This is a genomic window from Pradoshia sp. Z4_20 (assembly GCF_058216035.1).
In genome coordinates, this window is the sequence record NZ_JBZAJD010000006.1 from 150,657 (window position 1) to 168,053 (window position 17,397).

The 17,397-nt window shown below is 38.3% G+C and carries 16 protein-coding genes; 5 read left to right on the forward strand and 11 right to left on the reverse strand.

The window, feature by feature from the left end; genetic code table 11:
- The first annotated feature begins 159 nt into the window (after positions 1 to 159).
- From AC4BHP_RS14285 to galT, 3 genes are read left to right on the forward strand one after another with little or no spacing between them, the layout of a single operon-like run.
- A complete protein-coding gene (locus tag AC4BHP_RS14285; RefSeq protein ID WP_490552970.1) occupies positions 160 to 1,350 on the forward strand; it encodes a galactokinase in 1,191 nt (396 codons plus the stop codon).
- Positions 1,347 to 2,339, forward strand: a complete 993-nt coding sequence (gene galE / locus AC4BHP_RS14290; protein WP_490552972.1) for a UDP-glucose 4-epimerase GalE — start codon at positions 1,347 to 1,349, stop codon at positions 2,337 to 2,339. Before AC4BHP_RS14285 ends, galE begins: the two co-directional genes overlap by 4 nt.
- A 32-nt stretch (positions 2,340 to 2,371) precedes the next feature.
- Entirely contained in the window at positions 2,372 to 3,859 is a 1,488-nt protein-coding gene (gene galT / locus AC4BHP_RS14295; RefSeq protein WP_490552974.1) for a UDP-glucose--hexose-1-phosphate uridylyltransferase, read from the forward strand.
- 88 nt (positions 3,860 to 3,947) lie between these two features.
- Here the strand turns inward: galT and AC4BHP_RS14300 are convergent, their stop codons facing one another.
- Complete coding sequence (locus tag AC4BHP_RS14300) at positions 3,948 to 4,673, reverse strand: 3-ketoacyl-ACP reductase (RefSeq protein WP_490552976.1); 726 nt, start codon at positions 4,671 to 4,673, stop codon at positions 3,948 to 3,950.
- A gap of 291 nt (positions 4,674 to 4,964) precedes the next feature.
- On the opposite strand from AC4BHP_RS14300, the gene AC4BHP_RS14305 reads away from it, so the two are divergent.
- Entirely contained in the window at positions 4,965 to 5,444 is a 480-nt protein-coding gene (locus tag AC4BHP_RS14305; protein ID WP_148630756.1) for a hypothetical protein, read from the forward strand.
- A 399-nt stretch (positions 5,445 to 5,843) separates the two neighbouring features.
- Here AC4BHP_RS14305 and AC4BHP_RS14310 read toward each other — a convergent pair whose 3' ends face one another.
- The gene (locus AC4BHP_RS14310; RefSeq protein WP_490552978.1) at positions 5,844 to 6,563 is read right to left on the reverse strand and encodes an MBL fold metallo-hydrolase; all 720 of its coding nucleotides are present in this window, start codon (positions 6,561 to 6,563) and stop codon (positions 5,844 to 5,846) included.
- A gap of 352 nt (positions 6,564 to 6,915) precedes the next feature.
- On the opposite strand from AC4BHP_RS14310, the gene gdhA reads away from it, so the two are divergent.
- The gene (gene gdhA / locus AC4BHP_RS14315; RefSeq protein ID WP_490552980.1) at positions 6,916 to 8,298 is read left to right on the forward strand and encodes an NADP-specific glutamate dehydrogenase; all 1,383 of its coding nucleotides are present in this window, start codon (positions 6,916 to 6,918) and stop codon (positions 8,296 to 8,298) included.
- 322 nt (positions 8,299 to 8,620) lie between these two features.
- Here the strand turns inward: gdhA and AC4BHP_RS14320 are convergent, their stop codons facing one another.
- The 9 genes from AC4BHP_RS14320 to yycF form a co-directional block, all read right to left on the reverse strand.
- A complete protein-coding gene (locus tag AC4BHP_RS14320) occupies positions 8,621 to 9,253 on the reverse strand; it encodes a YczE/YyaS/YitT family protein (protein ID WP_490552981.1) in 633 nt (210 codons plus the stop codon).
- Positions 9,254 to 9,507: 254 nt separating this feature from the next.
- Positions 9,508 to 9,987: a 23S rRNA (pseudouridine(1915)-N(3))-methyltransferase RlmH gene (gene rlmH / locus AC4BHP_RS14325; protein ID WP_066109652.1), complete on the reverse strand. Its 480-nt coding sequence runs from the start codon at positions 9,985 to 9,987 to the stop codon at positions 9,508 to 9,510.
- Positions 9,988 to 10,070: 83 nt separating this feature from the next.
- On the reverse strand, positions 10,071 to 10,253 hold the full coding sequence (locus tag AC4BHP_RS14330; RefSeq protein ID WP_066109653.1) for a CxxH/CxxC protein: 183 nt from the start codon (positions 10,251 to 10,253) through the stop codon (positions 10,071 to 10,073).
- A gap of 104 nt (positions 10,254 to 10,357) precedes the next feature.
- The gene (locus AC4BHP_RS14335) at positions 10,358 to 11,557 is read right to left on the reverse strand and encodes a S1C family serine protease (RefSeq protein WP_490552984.1); all 1,200 of its coding nucleotides are present in this window, start codon (positions 11,555 to 11,557) and stop codon (positions 10,358 to 10,360) included.
- A 194-nt stretch (positions 11,558 to 11,751) separates the two neighbouring features.
- Positions 11,752 to 12,546 (reverse strand): MBL fold metallo-hydrolase, encoded by a 795-nt coding sequence (locus tag AC4BHP_RS14340; RefSeq protein WP_066109662.1) that lies wholly within the window; start codon positions 12,544 to 12,546, stop codon positions 11,752 to 11,754.
- A gap of 6 nt (positions 12,547 to 12,552) precedes the next feature.
- The gene (locus AC4BHP_RS14345) at positions 12,553 to 13,347 is read right to left on the reverse strand and encodes a two-component system regulatory protein YycI (protein WP_066109666.1); all 795 of its coding nucleotides are present in this window, start codon (positions 13,345 to 13,347) and stop codon (positions 12,553 to 12,555) included.
- Positions 13,334 to 14,638 carry a YycH family regulatory protein gene (locus tag AC4BHP_RS14350; protein WP_066109672.1) on the reverse strand — a complete coding sequence of 435 codons (1,305 nt, stop codon included), beginning with the start codon at positions 14,636 to 14,638 and terminating at the stop codon, positions 13,334 to 13,336. Before AC4BHP_RS14350 ends, AC4BHP_RS14345 begins: the two co-directional genes overlap by 14 nt.
- Positions 14,635 to 16,458, reverse strand: coding sequence for a cell wall metabolism sensor histidine kinase WalK (gene walK / locus AC4BHP_RS14355; RefSeq protein ID WP_066109673.1), 1,824 nt, complete (start codon positions 16,456 to 16,458; stop codon positions 14,635 to 14,637). The genes AC4BHP_RS14350 and walK overlap by 4 nt, the downstream gene beginning before the upstream one ends.
- A 5-nt stretch (positions 16,459 to 16,463) precedes the next feature.
- Positions 16,464 to 17,174, reverse strand: a complete 711-nt coding sequence (gene yycF / locus AC4BHP_RS14360; RefSeq protein WP_066109676.1) for a response regulator YycF — start codon at positions 17,172 to 17,174, stop codon at positions 16,464 to 16,466.
- Between the last annotated feature and the right edge of the window lie 223 nt (positions 17,175 to 17,397).

The window sequence follows — 17,397 nt, forward strand, 5'->3', positions numbered from 1 at the left end:
AAAATTTTAGTAAAATTAATTGACGTACTTTACTAATTTTTATTACAATAAAGTTGGATACGCTTTCAAAAAAAGGAAATATACTCTCGTTAAAAAGCAAACTGTTCGATTCACTAATTATAAAAAGCTTTACCTAAAATTTAGAGGGAAGTGACCAATATGGACCATCAAAAACTATTATCTGCATTTCACAGTATATTCTCAGGCAGTATGAATGATAAGGTTCGTACCTTTTTTTCACCTGGCAGAATCAACCTAATCGGTGAGCATACTGATTACAATGGTGGGTATGTTTTCCCATCTGCCATCACCTATGGCACATATGGGTTAGTACGACTGCGTGGAGACCGCACTATTCGGCTATATTCACTGAATTTCAAAGAGGTCGGGATAATTGAATTTTCTTTAGATGATCTGGATTATGACCCATCCCATCAATGGGCGAACTATCCTAAGGGAGTACTTCGATATATAGCCGAGAATGGAAATAATCTGCCGAACGGCCTTGATATTCTCATATACGGCAATATTCCAAATGGAGCTGGCCTTTCTTCCTCTGCTTCACTTGAAGTTTTAATCGGTGTAATGGTAAATGAAGTCTTTCAATTAGAGATAGACCGTATCGAGTTAGTAAAAATTGGTCAAAAGGTGGAAAACCAGTTTATTGGAGTAAACTCCGGTATTATGGACCAGTTTGCAATTGGAATGGGAAAAGCAAAATCAGCTATATTGCTTGATTGCCAGACTTTAAGCTATGAATATGCCCCATTTGATATAGCAGATCACCAGATTGTCATCATGAATACGAATAAACGAAGAGAACTGGCGGATTCAAAATATAATGAACGGCGAAGCGAGTGTGAAGCAGCACTTGCAAGACTGCAAACTGCAACTGATATATCCTCCCTTGGAGAACTATCTATCGATCTTTTTGATCAACATAAAGCTGTCATTGCCGATTCCACACTTGAAAAACGGGCACGCCATGCAGTTTATGAAAATGAACGCACAAAAAAAGCCTTTCAAGCCTTACAGGCTGGTGATTTAGTCCAATTCGGTATCTATATGAATGAGTCCCATATTTCACTTCGGGATGATTACGAGGTAACCGGACCGGAACTCGACGCATTAGTGGAGGCAGCCTGGCAGCAAGAAGGTACCGTTGGCTCCAGAATGACGGGTGCCGGTTTTGGCGGCTGTGCGATTGCATTGGTTCAATCAGCTCATATTGAACGTTTTATTCAGGAAGTCGGCGATGCGTACCAACAAACAATCGGTTATGAGGCAGATTTTTATGTTGCGAGCATTGGTGATGGGACAAAGGAAATTATAACGGAGGCGATCGTATGAGTATACTAGTTCTTGGTGGGGCTGGTTATATTGGTTCCCATGCCGTATACCAACTACTGGACGAAGGTTACGACACAGTGGTGGTTGATAATTTGCAAACAGGCCATAAAGGTGCCATACATCCAAAGGCAAGGTTTTATCAAGGAGATATCCGAGACAAGGACTTTTTACGTGAAGTGTTTACGACGGAAAAGGTAGACGCTGTACTTCATTTTGCTGCCTATTCACTTGTTGGAGAATCTATGGAAAAACCGCTCGAGTATTTCCGTAATAATGTATATGGAACACAAGTACTGCTTGAAGTGATGAACGAGTTTAATGTTAAGCATATTGTCTTCTCCTCTACCGCAGCTACATATGGAGAGCAGAATCAAACACCGATTACGGAGGAAATGCAGACAAATCCAACCAATGCCTACGGTGAGACAAAACTGACAATGGAGAAATTGATGAAGTGGTGTGATACAGCCTATGGCATGAATTATGTGTCGCTCCGTTATTTTAACGTTGCCGGTGCCCGTTCAACCGGGGAAATTGGTGAAGACCATCATCCAGAAACACACTTAATTCCAGTAGTCCTGCAAGTAGCATTGGGACAGCGAGAATCTATTTCCATTTTCGGAGAAGATTATCCAACGGAGGATGGTACATGTATCCGTGATTATATTCATGTTGAGGATTTAATTGATGCTCATATTTTAGCATTGAAATATCTTCAAAATGGCGGAGAAAGTAATATTTTTAACCTTGGCAGCAGCAAAGGTTTTTCAGTCAAGGAGATTGCAGAAGCAGCCAGAGCAGTAACAGGCCACGAGCTTCCCGCTAAAATCGCCCCTAAAAGAGCCGGTGATCCAAGTACGCTAATTGCCTCTTCTGAAAAAGCCGGGCGCATTTTGGGCTGGAGACCAAAGCGGACGTCCATACAAACCATTATTACCGATGCCTGGAAATGGCATCAGGCCCATCCAAACGGCTATGGAGATAAGTAACCTAGTTAAATCGATTAAAAGGGGAAGATATCATGGAGATCTATGCAGCAGTTCAACAGCTTTTGAATCAGGCTAAAAGATTACAAATGCTTGATTCAGCAGATGAAATATACGCCAGAAATCAGATATTGTCACTGCTTCATTTAGATGGCTTTTCGAAACATCCAGTAAAGAACGAGCTGTCGATCCCAGATTTATTGGATGTTATCGCTGATTATGCTGTTAAAACTAGCATTATTGAGGATTTAATAGTCAATAAAGATATTTTAAAGGCCAAGATAATGAATGTATTTATGCCAAGACCATCAGAGCTAAATCACGCTTTTTATCAAAAGTATAAAGAATGTCCTGAGGAAGCAACCAAGTATTTTTATGAGTTAAGCCAGAATAGCAATTATATCCAAACTAAACAAATAGCGAAAAACATCAGCTACACGGTTGATACGGATTATGGGGAACTGGACATAACAATTAATTTATCAAAGCCTGAAAAGGATCCTAAACAAATCGCATTGGAACGCGAGCTGAAGCCTGTTACATCTAATTATCCAACTTGTCTCCTTTGTATTGAGAATGAAGGATACGCAGGACGGTTAAATCATCCTGCCAGGTCCAATCATCGTATGGTCCAGATTCCACTCGGGGAAGAATCATGGTATTTACAGTATTCACCATACGTATATTATAACGAGCATTGCATTCTTTTGTCGGAACAACATCGTGATATGAAAATTAATTTCCGTACGTTCACCAATTTGCTGATGTTTGTTAAAAAGTTTCCGCATTATTTCTTGGGATCTAATGCCGATATCCCTATTGTAGGGGGATCTATTTTAACCCATGACCATTATCAAGGCGGACGATATGAGTTCGCGATGGCCCGAGCGAAGGAAGAAGGAACTTTTTCAATTAAAGGGTTCCCTTCTATTTCTGCAAATATCGTGAAATGGCCTATGTCCGTAATTCGTATAAAAGGAGTTCGTCTGGAGGAAGTTGCAGGCGCAGCTGATTGGATACTCAAAAAATGGATTCATTATAGTGATCCATCAGTTAATCTTGTAGCCTATTCCGGAGATACCCGTCATAACACCATAACACCGATTGCAAGAATGCGAGATGGCCAGTTCGAGCTTGATCTTGTTCTTCGCAATAATCGAACAAGTGAAGAGCATCCATTAGGAATCTTTCACCCTCACCAGGATGTTCACCATATCAAAAAAGAGAATATTGGTTTAATAGAAGTTATGGGTCTTGCTGTATTGCCTGCCCGCTTACAAAATGAGCTTATTGAGGTTGAAAAATATCTGCTCGATCAACGCAATGAAGTGGCAGATTATCACCAAGCCTGGGCTGAAGAACTAAAAGTAGTTAACGGGAAAGAAATTACTCCTGAATCTGTAAAAATGATTATCTCTCAGGCAGTCGGTTCCAAATTCCTGAGATGTTTAGAGGATGCCGGTGTATTTAAACGGACCCATGAAGGAAAGCAAGCATTCAAACGATTTATCGATATTCTCTAACCGTAAAAGAGCTTATTAGAAGCGAAAAAAGAAGGCAGATTTACGCCTTCTTTCTTCATTCCATTCATCTATACCAGTTTATGATCCATTAAAATGGATTTGTTGCTATGAAACTCGCTGTTTTCACGTAAACACGTGGATTCAATTTTAATTGGTCGACTATAAATTCTGCAAGATCCTCAGGCTGAATGAATTTCGAATCATTGTTCTCTTTAATTAAATCAAGGTCGAGAGCCAAATCTGTAGCAACTGTACTAGGTGTCAAAGCTGATACACGAATATTATTACGGCGAACCTCCTGCGCAAGTGATTCGGTAAAGCCAATCACCGCGAATTTTGAGGCACTGTAAGCACTGGATGTAGCTGCCCCATTTAATCCATTAGTGGAAGAGACATTGATAATATCTCCCCCATTTTTTTCGATTAGTTGAGGAAGTACAGCTCGTGTCACGTAATAAGTACCCATTAGGTTTATATCTATAATCCTTTTCCATTCCTCCGGATTCATCTCCGAAACTGTTCCGAATGCTGCAATTCCTGCATTATTTATCAAAATATCAGCAGTGCCTAAATTCTTGGTTAACACTTCAATCGCTGCTTCTACCTGTTCCTTTGATGAAATATCAGCTGTTGCATAAGCTACTTTTACGCCTAAACCTTCTATTTCAGCAGCTGCCTTTTTAAGATTTTCCTCTGACCTTGCAAGCAAACCAACGTTTACACCCTCTTTAGCCAGTGCAATTGCTGTCGCTCTACCAATCCCTCTAGCTCCCCCAGTGATAAACGCAATCTTTCCCTTTAATGTCTGTGCCATGATTAGAATCTCCTTTCCATATCAACCTTGAAGTTCTCTTCCACAGTATAATACGCAGCAGTTAATAAGACTAAAGGTATGCACCCGAGCTTCCTTCCTATAACGCCAATTATTTCATTAAGACAAATCTCATAGTCCAAAGTTTGAATTTCTTGCATTCACCTTTCTGGGCAATGACACATAAATTGAATAGGTAGCGTCAGGATTATTTATGATGATTTTATCAATTATGATTAACCGTAAAGACTATAAAACTTAGTTTTTCAGGAAAGGAATAATGCCGTGAATTTTATGTCATTTCGAGGTATTGTAACCGACATGAATGATTTTATGATGGGACAAAATGGGGAATCAGAGGGCTGTTTTAAACAACTTACAGTTGAAGATGGAAATAACGGAATAGTTAATTTCATCATATCACCGACTACTTACTTCGTAGAACAGGCAATTGTGGGCCTCGGTGATAAAATTACTGGTTATTATGATGGGGATGTACCAGTACCATTGATTTATCCGCCACAATATCGGGCTCTTATCGTTGTTAAGGAATATAACGATCAAAATGTTAAAGCAGATTATTTTAACAACCAACTGGTGAGCCGTGATGGTCAATTACAATTAAACCTCTCCCCTTACACTCCTATCATTTTAAGAAATGGGCAGCCATTTTCAAAAAATATCGGAAATCGGAATCTCATTGTCATCTATGGACCAGCTACAAAAAGCATCCCTGCCCAAACGACCCCCTATCGGATTATTGTTTGGTGCTAACTACACGCATAAACCTTATAATTAGTGTCGTTCGGTCTGATTATTTCTTAATGATACTGTCCAGCATTAAAATATAAGCTTTTATGGATGACGGTTCTCTAAAGTATTATAATTTGCTCCACATTGATTCTCTCTTATCTCCTGGTTAACGTATAAAAACCTACATTCCATGGGATGTAGGTTCTTCCTTTATAAGCCTTTTCTCAATTTAAATACCCAAATAACCCTCCAGATTTATTCAAGAGGGTTATTTGGATAAACTGATTTCCTAAGATTTATCCAAGAAATCAGTCTTTCTAGATAAAACTTGAGCAGTAGAAACTTTTAAAAAGAGCCATATTAATATGACTTTTCTGCTGATATCAGTTGAAAATGTTATCCACACAATCAAGAAATGGATTAATTACGGGCAATTAATGCCGCAATTCGCTTATTAATATCACCACGCATTAGCCCGCCATGATAGCAGACAACAGTCTCGATATCAAATGGTGTAAACTTCTCCAGTGATTGAAGAGCCTGTTCCATATTTACCGTAGAATACGGTGAGGAGGGTTGAAGTTCACCATTATGGATTACTAAAGCATCACCAGCTATCAGCGTCTTACTTGCGTGATGATACAGGCTTACGTGACCTGGTGTATGACCTGGTGTATAAATAACCGTCAAGCCTCCCCCCATTGGGAGTTTCATTCCATCCGTCAATATTTGCTTCACATTAGGCTTTGAAGGACTTATGAAGATATTTTCAAACGATAGGCGTACATCGTCCGGTAATGAATCTAACTCAGCTACTAAATTCTCTGGTGGGAATTTTAAAAAGCCAACTTTCCCATCAATTGTATCTCGATCAGCTTCATGAGCGTAGACATCGAACGGCGCCTCCCCTGATTCATCCAAGAATCCTGGTAAACCACCAATATGATCAATGTCTTGATGTGTCAGAATAATAGCCCTAAGTGGTTTCTTGGAAATTCCGGCCTGCTCGGCATACAAGATAATATCTTCAGCTAAACCAGGCATGCCCGTGTCAATTAACGTCCAATTGTCCTTATCATTTACAATAACAGGGTGAATCATCATAGAGCGGCCACTAAGCTTCATTTCCAATTCTAACATTTCTAACCCATCCGTAATATTCATCTTCACTGCCGAGCCGGCGGCAAAGGCCGATCCTCGGCGCCACCTCCCTTTTAGGAATATTTTAACATATCCAAAGAAGCAGACATGTAGAACTCACAGCATATATTTTCAATTTATCAGCCGAACGGGTGCATTGTAGGATCCAAATTTTAAGCTTAAGTCGCTTGCTCTATCTAATTTATATATCATTCTTATTTTATTTTTATATTGTTTGGGCTCATTTTTAATTATAAATTTGAAGAATCAGATAATTTAGTATATCATTTCTTTATTAGACTAAAGTATACACACTAAATTACTGTTCACCTAAGGGAGGGCTTATAACAGCATGACTGTATTGACAGAGTTTAAAGACACAGAAACAATCACTGCAAAAAATTATGTTAATGAAGTATTTGAAACAGTCAAAAAGCGAAATCCTAATGAAAGAGAATTTCATCAGGTTGTTAAAGAAATTTTTGATTCACTCGTCCCTTTATTTGCTAGGCATCCAGAATACATGGAGCAAAGTATCCTTGAAAGAGTTGTAGAGCCAGAAAGACTGATTACCTTTCGAGTTCCTTGGGTAGACGATCAAGGCAAGGTACAGATAAACCGTGGATTCCGTGTACAGTATAATAGCGCCATCGGTCCCTATAAAGGCGGCTTGAGATTCCACCCTACTGTTAATGCAAGTATTATTAAATTTCTCGGCTTTGAGCAGATTTTTAAAAACGCTCTTACCGGTCAACCGATTGGAGGAGGCAAAGGTGGGTCTGACTTTGATCCTAAAGGGAAATCTGATGGAGAAATCATGCGATTCACTCAAAGCTTTATGACGGAACTAAGTAGACATATAGGAATGGATATAGATGTACCAGCTGGTGATATTGGCGTTGGAGCACGAGAAATTGGATTTCTATTTGGACAGTACAAGAGAATACGCGGAGGCTATGAGGCAGGTATTCTGACAGGAAAAGGACTTGGTTACGGCGGAAGCTTAACTCGAACCGAAGCTACTGGATATGGCACTGTTTACTTTGTGCAAGAAATGCTTAAAGAACAAGGCCTTAGCTTTAAGGAAAGTACAGTGGTAGTATCCGGTTCAGGTAATGTCTCCATCTATGCAATCGAAAAAGCTACACAACTAGGAGCAAAAGTTGTCGCCTGCAGTGATTCTGACGGCTATATTTTCGACCCAAACGGTATTAACCTAGAAACCGTGAAACGTCTAAAGGAAGTTGAGCGGAAAAGAATCTCGGCATATGTAGAAGAACACCCACATGCACAATATACGAAAGGTTGCTACGGAATTTGGTCCATACCATGCGATATTGCCTTGCCATGTGCCACCCAAAATGAAATTAGCGAAAAATCAGCGAAACTTCTGGTTGCAAATGGACTAAAAGCCGTCGGCGAAGGCGCTAATATGCCATCTAGCTCCGAAGCTATTGATGTGTTTTTGGATAACCATATCCTCTTTGGTCCAGCAAAAGCTGCCAATGCAGGTGGTGTAGCCGTTTCTGCCTTAGAAATGGCACAAAACAGCGCTCGATTATCCTGGACATTTGAAGAAGTCGATGCAAAATTGCAGGATATTATGACTAACATTTACAAGGAGAGCGTCAAGGCTGCTGAGGACTATGGTCACCCAGGCAATCTAGTTGTTGGCGCTAATATCGCGGGATTTAAAAAAGTAGCCGATGCCATGATTGCACAGGGAGTTATTTAACATTTTATTTTATGAGATGTCATAAAGACCTCGACCCTTATCGTTATCCTTATCTGATATGACTTCGGTTAGTATAGGCAAAGACACGCCAATAGTCTATATCCAAGGTTACTTCGATAACTATATAAGATAAGATCTAATACAAAAAGGATGTCTCTTAAGGCCAGACATCCTTTTTGCTTGATTTATAATTCCGTAAGACTATGTGTTTTTCGTATTTTATAAGAATATCACTTTAAAATATATAAGTAAGCTTTTTACAACCAGGCCAGGTGCTAAAGTTGCGAAATTCCGCTTATGAAAAGATCTTCTATTTATATACTCAAGTCGTTATTAATTGGTCCTTTTGCTTAAGAAGATAGGCCATCAGCTTCTTACATTGAGGAATGGAAAAGCCTAAAATGGGACCCAATCCAAACGCAATGAACATGGTTCCAATCCCAACAGGACCTCCTAACATCCAACCAATGAGAAAAACGATAACTTCAATTCCATTTCTGACCAACGGGATACTCCATCCCATTTTTTCAACAATTAATAACATAAAGCTGTCTCTAGGGCCTGCTCCAAAATCGGCAGAAACGTATAATCCAATACCATATCCCATTAAAATAACACCTATGATAAAGGCAATTGTTGCTCCTGCTAAATTATCAATACTAGGTAACATCCAATTAAAAAGATCAATAAATAAACCAAGCAACATCATATTCAGAAAGGACCCTATTTGGGGCCATGCTTTATTGAAAATTGAACTGATGAACAAAAGCAATAGACCACTAATGATCGACCAAGTTCCTATAGTGAATCCGAATTTAGTAAATAGTCCATAATGAAAAACATCCCATGGTCCAATCCCTAAAAACTTTCCTTTAATTGTTAGTGCTATACCAAATGCTAATACCAATAATCCGAGAATAAAAACAGACCAGCGTAACACCCATTTCCTCTTCATAACTCTGTCCCTCTAACTTATATTTTATTTTTTTACTATAACATTAAAGCAGGACAGAATACATAATTTATATTTTCTGAAATATAACCTAAAACAATTAAAAGTAAATCATCTTTTTGTAACCCTTCTTAATTCCTTAATTCCCATATGCCAACCAATCTTTTCATACTAAAGGAAGTTATTGATCTTTAACTATGACTGCTTCTTTTCATATACATTCCACAAGAAAAACATATTAAGATAAAACAAACACCTTACTTATGATATGGTTCCCCTCGATTAATCCGAAACGCGCGATACACCTGCTCCACTAAAATCAGCCTCATCAGCTGGTGAGGGAAGGTCATTTTCGAAAAAGACAGGGTGTCATTTGCTCTTTTCATTACATCTTTACTTAGTCCAAGCGATCCGCCAATGACAAAGGCTATCTTGCTTTTTCCGTAGGTGGCGAGTTTATCTATTGTTTCTGCAAGTTCTTCAGATGATTTCATTTTCCCCTCAATCGCCAAAGCAATAACATGAGTATCGTCAGAAATTTTTGCGAGGATTCGCTCTCCTTCTTTCGCCTTGACTTGCAGCATCTCCATCTCACTTAATGTTTCAGGTGCTTTCTCATCGGGTATTTCAATTATGTCTATTTTGGCATAGGCCGATAATCTTTTTACATATTCTCCGATACCCTGTTTTAAATATTTCTCCTTCAATTTACCTACAGTTATTATCGAGATATTCACATGTTACCCTCACTTTACAAACATTTTATCCACAGGAGTTATCCACATATACACAACCATCGTCCACATATTGTGCCCGAATATTAGTTCGCCACAATATATACAGCAGGTTGTCCACAGTATTCACAGGTGAATTCATTAGAATTGTTAGTAACTTCTTTATTTTCTTCCTCTGAAATCATATTTATAAAAGGAGGGACTTCCGTCTCATCCACGATTGTATCAAGTCCAACTTCTACATGATCTTTACAGCAATAAATTTTCATATTCATTCTCCTTTTCTTGTTGTCTTTTGTAATATCTGCTTCATTTTAAGCCCGCATATTTAAAGCAGGGAATTTGGAATCCCCTGCTTTCGTACCTAACTATATCACATTTGGGCTTCAATCAATGTCATTTCGGTTGACGCTTTTTGTCCATTCCTATAGTATGTCACTTTCATTTTATCGCCAATCTGCTTATTTACATATAAATGTTTACGGAGCTCCGGAACATTAGCGATTTTCTTCCCATCCAGCTCCACAATGACATCGAACTCCTTTAACCCGGCTTTAGCAGCCGGAGAACCTGGTTCAATACTTGTAATGACGACACCTTCTGTCACACCAGTAGGTAATTTCAATGTTTCCTGCCTCTGATAATTGGTCACTTCATTCAAGGAACGAAGACTAGTTCCCATATAAGCCCGTTTCACTTTTCCATGTGCCTCTAAATCCTCAATAATCGGTATAGCATAATTGCTTGGAATCGATAATCCAATTCCCTCAACGGATGACTCGGCTATTTTCATGGAGTTTATCCCAATCACTTGGCCGCCTATATTAATTAAAGCACCTCCGCTATTCCCTGGGTTAATCGCTGCATCTGTCTGAATAACCTCTGCATTCCAGTCCTCCACACCATCTGAATTCACATCAATCGGTATAGTTCTGTTCAAACCCGAGATAATCCCTTGGGTCACGGATCCGGAGAAATTCAAACCTAGTGGATTACCAATTGCAATAACTGGTTCTCCGGCTTTTAATTTATCAGAATTACCAAATTCAGCAACTACATCAATACCATTATCATCTATTTGGATAACAGCTAAATCTGTCCATATGTCGCTTCCTAAAAGTTCTGCCTTTGTTTTAGTACCATCAGCTAAAGTAACCTCTAAGGAAGATGCACCCTCCACCACATGATTATTGGTAACGATAAACGCTTTTCCATTCTCCTTTTTATAGATGACTCCTGAGCCTGTGCCTGCCTCCTGAGTTTCATTAAAAAAATCAGAGCCTTGGATATTTGTAATCCCGATTACCGCGTCTCCCGTTTTTTCAACAGCTTTAGTAACGTCAGTCGTCACATCCATAGAAACATTTTGAGTCAATTTGGATGCATCATTACCGTTATTTGTACTAGTATTCTGATTTAATCCATTATTATTCAAGTTGCCTGTCAATAGAAGGACTAATAATGCACCAATAATAGCACCAATTAAACCAGAGAGAAAATAGCCTGCTTTACTTCCTTTTCGTTTAGTTTGCTGTTGTTCTGACTGATTATAATCTTGATCATAATAGCCCATTTGCCAACATTCCCTTCACTATTTACTTATGTAGGTCTAGTATTTGTTGTTTTCCATTTTATAAACAAAAACAGCATCGAAAGGAAATTCTTGTTGCAGAGTTTAATGATATGTTTAATAACTAGTGAGTATTCTCCAACCTTTACCAACATTATATATATTACCTAAAAAAATAACAGAGGAAACCTCCTCTGTTAAACAAGTATTAATTCAGTTGGTTCGTTAGGATCCGTATCATACAGGCTAAATTGCTCTCCCGCTCTGATCCCTTTTGTTTCAAGTGTTTGACTGACAGACATACGTGCCAGATCCTTCATATTATTGTCCTTACTTAAATGAGCCAGATAAAACCGTTTTGTACGGTCACCCGCAACTTCACTCATGGCTATAGCAGCATCCTCATTACAAACATGGCCTACATCGCTTAGTATCCGACGCTTTACACTCCATGGATATCGACCCATGCGGAGCATACTTACATCATGATTGCTCTCAAAGATGTACACATCTGCATTTTTAATAATGCCCTTCATTCGATCACTTACATACCCCGTATCTGTAATTGTCACCAGTTTCTTACCATCCTGGTGAAATACATAAAACATCGGCTCTGCCGCATCGTGCGAAACACCAAAGGACTCTACATCAAGGTTGCCAAATGACTTAACGGTCTCCATTCCAAATTCAAATTTTAAATCTGTAGGAATTTCGCCAATTAACCCATCCATTGCTCTCCATGTGTTGGCATTTGCATAAATAGGCAGCTGATATTTACGAGCCATAATACCAAGCCCTTTTATATGGTCACTGTGCTCATGTGTCACAAAAATTCCTGATAAATCCTCAGGCCTTTTATCAATTTTATTTAATAGCTCGGTCATTTTTTTGCCGCTTAAACCAGCGTCCACTAAAAATGAATGCTCTCCTGATTCCACATAGAGTGAATTCCCCGTGCTTCCACTGGCTAGAACGCTAAATTTCATCGACATTCTTCCTCACTCCGTTACATTTCCTTCTTCTGTATTCAGCACTTGTCCTTCAATACCATTTACGAAATAATCCTCTTGCTTATTTACTGTAAAATGCCATGTTGGTACAAGGACAAGCACTTTTGATTCTGATACTTCTATTAAGGTATAAAAACCAAGCTCTCCCTTTGAAACTTCACTTCCAGATGACAAGTATCCTCCATTCAACAGACTTTCTACTGCTTGAATTGGCGGATTAATCTCTTGGTTTTCATTAAATTCCTCAATATCATCGAGGTGTGTTTGTATATACGAAATTACTTCATCATTTTCATTAAGCGTAAATATTAAGGCGCCGTTTTTATTATTAAAAAGTAAACGGCTTTTGTAGGTTTGATAATATGTTATTGTCCCATCTTCTTTACGCCAAAATTTATACTCATCTCCCGAATATACATTTTTGTTAATGAAGCTTTCCAGCTCAAAATATTTCCCTTCACCAGTACCAATTTTAATTGGTTTATCCAGCGTCGATCGAATGGTTCTTTTATTATCAATAATTAAGGTTTGATTTTTGAGGGTATTTAATTCCTCTTTACTGAATTCCTTAGGCTTAGCACTTATCGTCTTTTCACTTACTCTTTCCTGAGTTCCTACATGATACTTGATTCCCTCAGCCTTTAGCCTTTCTTCAATGGTTGAATCCGAATCCTTATTGATTTCAAGCTTTGCTGCCCTAAAATCCAGGAACTGATATAGGAGGAATACATCCAGAATTAGAAACACAACAATAAATAAACCTTTTGTTTTATTCCAATCCATCCATAAGTCCTCCTAAATCCTTTTCGGGAATCTCCATCCAGCTGCCACCATACTGATAGTACCAGACAGGTTTCAATTCCAAAAGAGTCGTGCCTGAATTATCATCATAAATTAGCTTATAGCCGACAGTCATATCCGTAAGTTTATTTGCATCATATTGTTTACCCATACCGTTTTTGAAGGACTTTAAAGCTTCATTTGCAGAAGGAAGAGTAACTGCGCTTTGATCCAAGGGCTCATCCACAAGATTAAAATAGGAACGTTCATATCTCTTCACATTTTGAGTTCCATATTCCAGGTGAATTTCAGTCATACCTTCCTCATTAAATACAGGAAGTCCATCAATATATAAACGGAAAGCGACTTCTCTGCTAAACTCATCTAATGACGCATACCGGTGGCGTGTATCCCAACCGGCATGAATATTGATAAATTCTATGCTGCTTTGCAATATATGAGTTTCCAGCTTTTTCTCATCTTTGGCACCGACAACAAGATTTTTGTATTCAATCATTGATGTCTTTGGGTTCTTTTTCATTATACTCAATCCATCGGTATAGATATCCCCTTCCTGCTTAACAGTGCTTGGTCTGATAAACAGAGCTTCCTTAAAGCTTTTCACATCAGTAGCTTTTGTTAGAAAATCATATTTACTTACTTTTATTTCGCCGGATGGAACCAGGATTGAGTTAGTTTCTGATAATTTCAGCTTTGTGTAGGGTTTTAGATTTTCAACCCTCGCGTACTCTTTTGTGAAGTCTTCAATCAAACTTTTATCAACGGATGCTTCAATGACTGTTTTCTTTTCACTAGAAACAAAGTAGATAGAATCATTATCGGTATGAATAATAACCCTGTCAAATTTAACATTTGGCAACTCATTATCTTCTATTTTTAAATAATTTTTATAAAAAGACAGCGGAACGATATCATTAAATATTAATTCAATGAATCCATCCTTCTCACTAAACTTATTGATAGCAGCAGTATTTTTATACTTTGATGATTGATCCTGAAAGTTAAACATATTCCATTTTTTTATGGAGTTGATTGCTTGTGTAATCATTTCCTCAGAGTAAGTTCCATAGGATAAATTACCTTTATGATAAATCATTTTTGTTGGCTTTACGACTTCATCGGGTTCAAGATTACTGAAGATTTTCTCCTGAACATAGTTTGTATTCTCCGTCTCGTTATAGGTTGGCTGATAAAACCAATATGACCAAGTCAAAAGGCCACTTATCAAAATGAGGGACACCAATAAGATATTTTTAAATCCTTCCCAGCTCATTCCCAATCATCCTCTTGTAATGTTTCATAAGGGAGAGTAAAGAAAATGGTTGTCCCCTTCCCTTCCTCACTAGAAGCCCAAATATGCCCCTTATGTGCTTCAATCATTTCCTTCGCTATCGCGAGACCTAAACCTGTACCGCCCATCTTTCTTGATCTGGCTTTATCTACACGGTAGAATCTTTCAAATATCTTAGCTACATTTTCTTTTGGAATACCCATTCCTTCATCTCTAATGCTAATTTCCACAAATTGTCCGATTACTTGCAGCTTAAAGGTAACTTGTCCACCCTCAGGTGAATACTTCAATGCATTCGAAATAATATTATCGAGTACTTGAGTAATTTTATCCTCATCTATTTCAACACCAATTGGCTCAGATGGGATTAAACGCTTAAAAGTTACATTTCGCGATTTAGACATTTCAAAACGATCGATAATTCGGTGGAAATAACGGCCAAAATCGACCCAGGTTGTAGAAAGCTTATAGTCTGTATTATCTAGCTTTGAAAGCTGCAAGAGATCATTGACCAATCTGATCATCCGCTCTGTTTCTGTTTGAGCTATATTCAGAAAACGCGGAGCAAGCTCTTTATCTTCCATAGCGCCATCTGCCAAAGCTTCAAGATAGCTTCTCATCGTTGTCAGCGGCGTTCTAAGCTCATGGGAAACATTCGCAACAAATTCTCTTCTCTCTTCATCGATCTTTTCTTGCTCGGTAATATCATGAAGAACGACAATTAACCCATTAATAAAACCTGTTTCTCTTTGAATAACAGAGAAATTCGCTCTTAAATAAAGCAGTTTCTTTTCATTGCTGTAATTAAGGATAATGGAATCTTTCTCACTCAATAATTGATCAAAAGTGAACGTGTCCTCTAATCCTAATACCTCTGTAATCGGCTTAGATAATGACGTTTCACGTGAAACTTTCAGCATTGATAGTGCTGTGTCGTTAATCAAAATGACTCGGCCTCTGCGATCTGTTGTTAGCACGCCATCTGTCATATTAGTCAATACAGAAGAGAGCTTCCTTTTCTCTGCATCAGTTGTCGCCTGTGCATCTTGTAGCTTTTTAGTTAAACTATTGAATGTAATAGCAAGCTGGCCAATTTCATCGTATCCATACACCTTAACTTTTCTCGAAAAGTTACCACGTGACATCGCTAAAGCTTGCTTACGCATGTCAGATATTGGCCTTGTAATGGTTTGTGCCAGCAATATTCCTAAAAAGGCTGTCACTGCAAGAGAAATAATTGTTCCCTTCGCCATTATCGTATTAATTTGTTTTAATTGGGAATAGACATTCTCTATTTTCGTATTCAGATATAAATTCCCTATAATTTGTCCATCACTCAAAATCGGTTCTGACCAAAGGAGAATTCTTTTTCCCGTCTGAGAATCGATTCTGATTTCTGTTTGGGGCGTTCCTTGGTTATTTGCCCTATCAACAAGCTTTTCAGTTGAACGGCTCCCTATTATATCTTGTTTCTCCGGATCAGATGTGCCAATAATTTTTGAATCCTGATCCATTACCCGTATTTCCGTTATATCCCCAGAGGAATATCCCTCCAATGTCGTCTTAATGTCTTCTATTAAGGTGGGATCTTCAACTTTGCGGGTTTCCGTTATTTCTTTTTCTAAACTATAGGAAAGAATCGTTACCCGCTCTTGAATAGAGCTCTTAAAATTCTCCAATAGCTGCTGTTCAAGTCCCTGTGCAAAATAAACTCCGATAATTTGCATGGCAACTAAAATAAGCAGCACATAAATTAGTACAAACTTAAAATAAATCGATTTAAAGAAACCAACTTTTCTCATAATTTTTACTCCTGTTCAGGATGACGGAGGTAGTACCCAACTCCTCTTCTTGTAACAATCCATGCAGGATGGCTTGGATTATCTTCTATTTTTTCACGTAAGCGTCGAACGGTTACATCAACTGTTCTGACATCTCCATAGTAATCATAGCCCCATACTGTCTGCAGAAGATGCTCCCTTGTCATTACCTGGCCTATATGTTTAGCGAGATAAAAGAGAAGCTCAAATTCCCTATGGGTTAATTCAATGGTGTCACCTCTTTTGGATACCATATAAGAATCAGGATGTATCACTAGATTGCCAATCGTAATTTCATTTGTTTCCTCGTTATCTTCCTGCTGATTTGCAGCATGTTTTTGCCTGCGTAAATTCGCTTTTACGCGCGCAATTAATTCACGAGTACTGAACGGCTTTGTCACATAATCGTCTGCGCCCAGTTCCAGGCCAAGCACTTTATCTATTTCGGAATCCTTTGCCGTCAGCATAATAATTGGCATATCATATTTCTTCCGCACTTCCCTGCATACTTCCATTCCGTCCTGTTGCGGTAGCATGATATCTAATAAAATCAAATCTGGCTGAAGTTCTTCTACCAGTTTAATGGCATCATTACCGTCATAGGCACAATACACATCAAATCCTTCTTTTTTCAAGTTAAACTGTAATATATCTGCAATAGGCTTTTCATCATCAACAACCAGTATCTTTTTATCCATCGTCTATTTCTCCCTTTTATATAATAAAATGTCTATATTAATGACATCTGCGAGTCACAATTTTGTTAAACTATCCTAATCTTACTTTACCATTTCTATTGAAACAGGTCATCTTTTTAAAATTTAATTCCAAATATATACAAGGGTGAATACCAAAAAGGATTAGACTGGTGTCTAACCCTCAAATTCTCTATGAAATATACTAGTACTAATGATTAATTTA

Excerpts from the sequence above, each read along its gene's own strand:
- AC4BHP_RS14285 (WP_490552970.1), top strand. The coding sequence starts at position 160 with ATGGACCATCAAAAACTATTATCTGCATTTCACAGTATATTCTCAGGC.
- galE (WP_490552972.1), top strand. The coding sequence starts at position 1,347 with ATGAGTATACTAGTTCTTGGTGGGGCTGGTTATATTGGTTCCCATGCC.
- galT (WP_490552974.1), top strand. The coding sequence starts at position 2,372 with ATGGAGATCTATGCAGCAGTTCAACAGCTTTTGAATCAGGCTAAAAGA.
- AC4BHP_RS14300 (WP_490552976.1), bottom strand. The coding sequence starts at position 4,673 with ATGGCACAGACATTAAAGGGAAAGATTGCGTTTATCACTGGGGGAGCT.
- AC4BHP_RS14305 (WP_148630756.1), top strand. The coding sequence starts at position 4,965 with ATGTCATTTCGAGGTATTGTAACCGACATGAATGATTTTATGATGGGA.
- AC4BHP_RS14310 (WP_490552978.1), bottom strand. The coding sequence starts at position 6,563 with ATGTTAGAATTGGAAATGAAGCTTAGTGGCCGCTCTATGATGATTCAC.
- gdhA (WP_490552980.1), top strand. The coding sequence starts at position 6,916 with ATGACTGTATTGACAGAGTTTAAAGACACAGAAACAATCACTGCAAAA.
- AC4BHP_RS14320 (WP_490552981.1), bottom strand. The coding sequence starts at position 9,253 with ATGAAGAGGAAATGGGTGTTACGCTGGTCTGTTTTTATTCTCGGATTA.
- AC4BHP_RS14330 (WP_066109653.1), bottom strand. The coding sequence starts at position 10,253 with ATGAAAATTTATTGCTGTAAAGATCATGTAGAAGTTGGACTTGATACA.
- AC4BHP_RS14335 (WP_490552984.1), bottom strand. The coding sequence starts at position 11,557 with ATGGGCTATTATGATCAAGATTATAATCAGTCAGAACAACAGCAAACT.
- AC4BHP_RS14340 (WP_066109662.1), bottom strand. The coding sequence starts at position 12,546 with ATGTCGATGAAATTTAGCGTTCTAGCCAGTGGAAGCACGGGGAATTCA.
- AC4BHP_RS14345 (WP_066109666.1), bottom strand. The coding sequence starts at position 13,347 with ATGGATTGGAATAAAACAAAAGGTTTATTTATTGTTGTGTTTCTAATT.
- AC4BHP_RS14350 (WP_066109672.1), bottom strand. The coding sequence starts at position 14,638 with ATGAGCTGGGAAGGATTTAAAAATATCTTATTGGTGTCCCTCATTTTG.
- walK (WP_066109673.1), bottom strand. The coding sequence starts at position 16,458 with ATGAGAAAAGTTGGTTTCTTTAAATCGATTTATTTTAAGTTTGTACTA.
- yycF (WP_066109676.1), bottom strand. The coding sequence starts at position 17,174 with ATGGATAAAAAGATACTGGTTGTTGATGATGAAAAGCCTATTGCAGAT.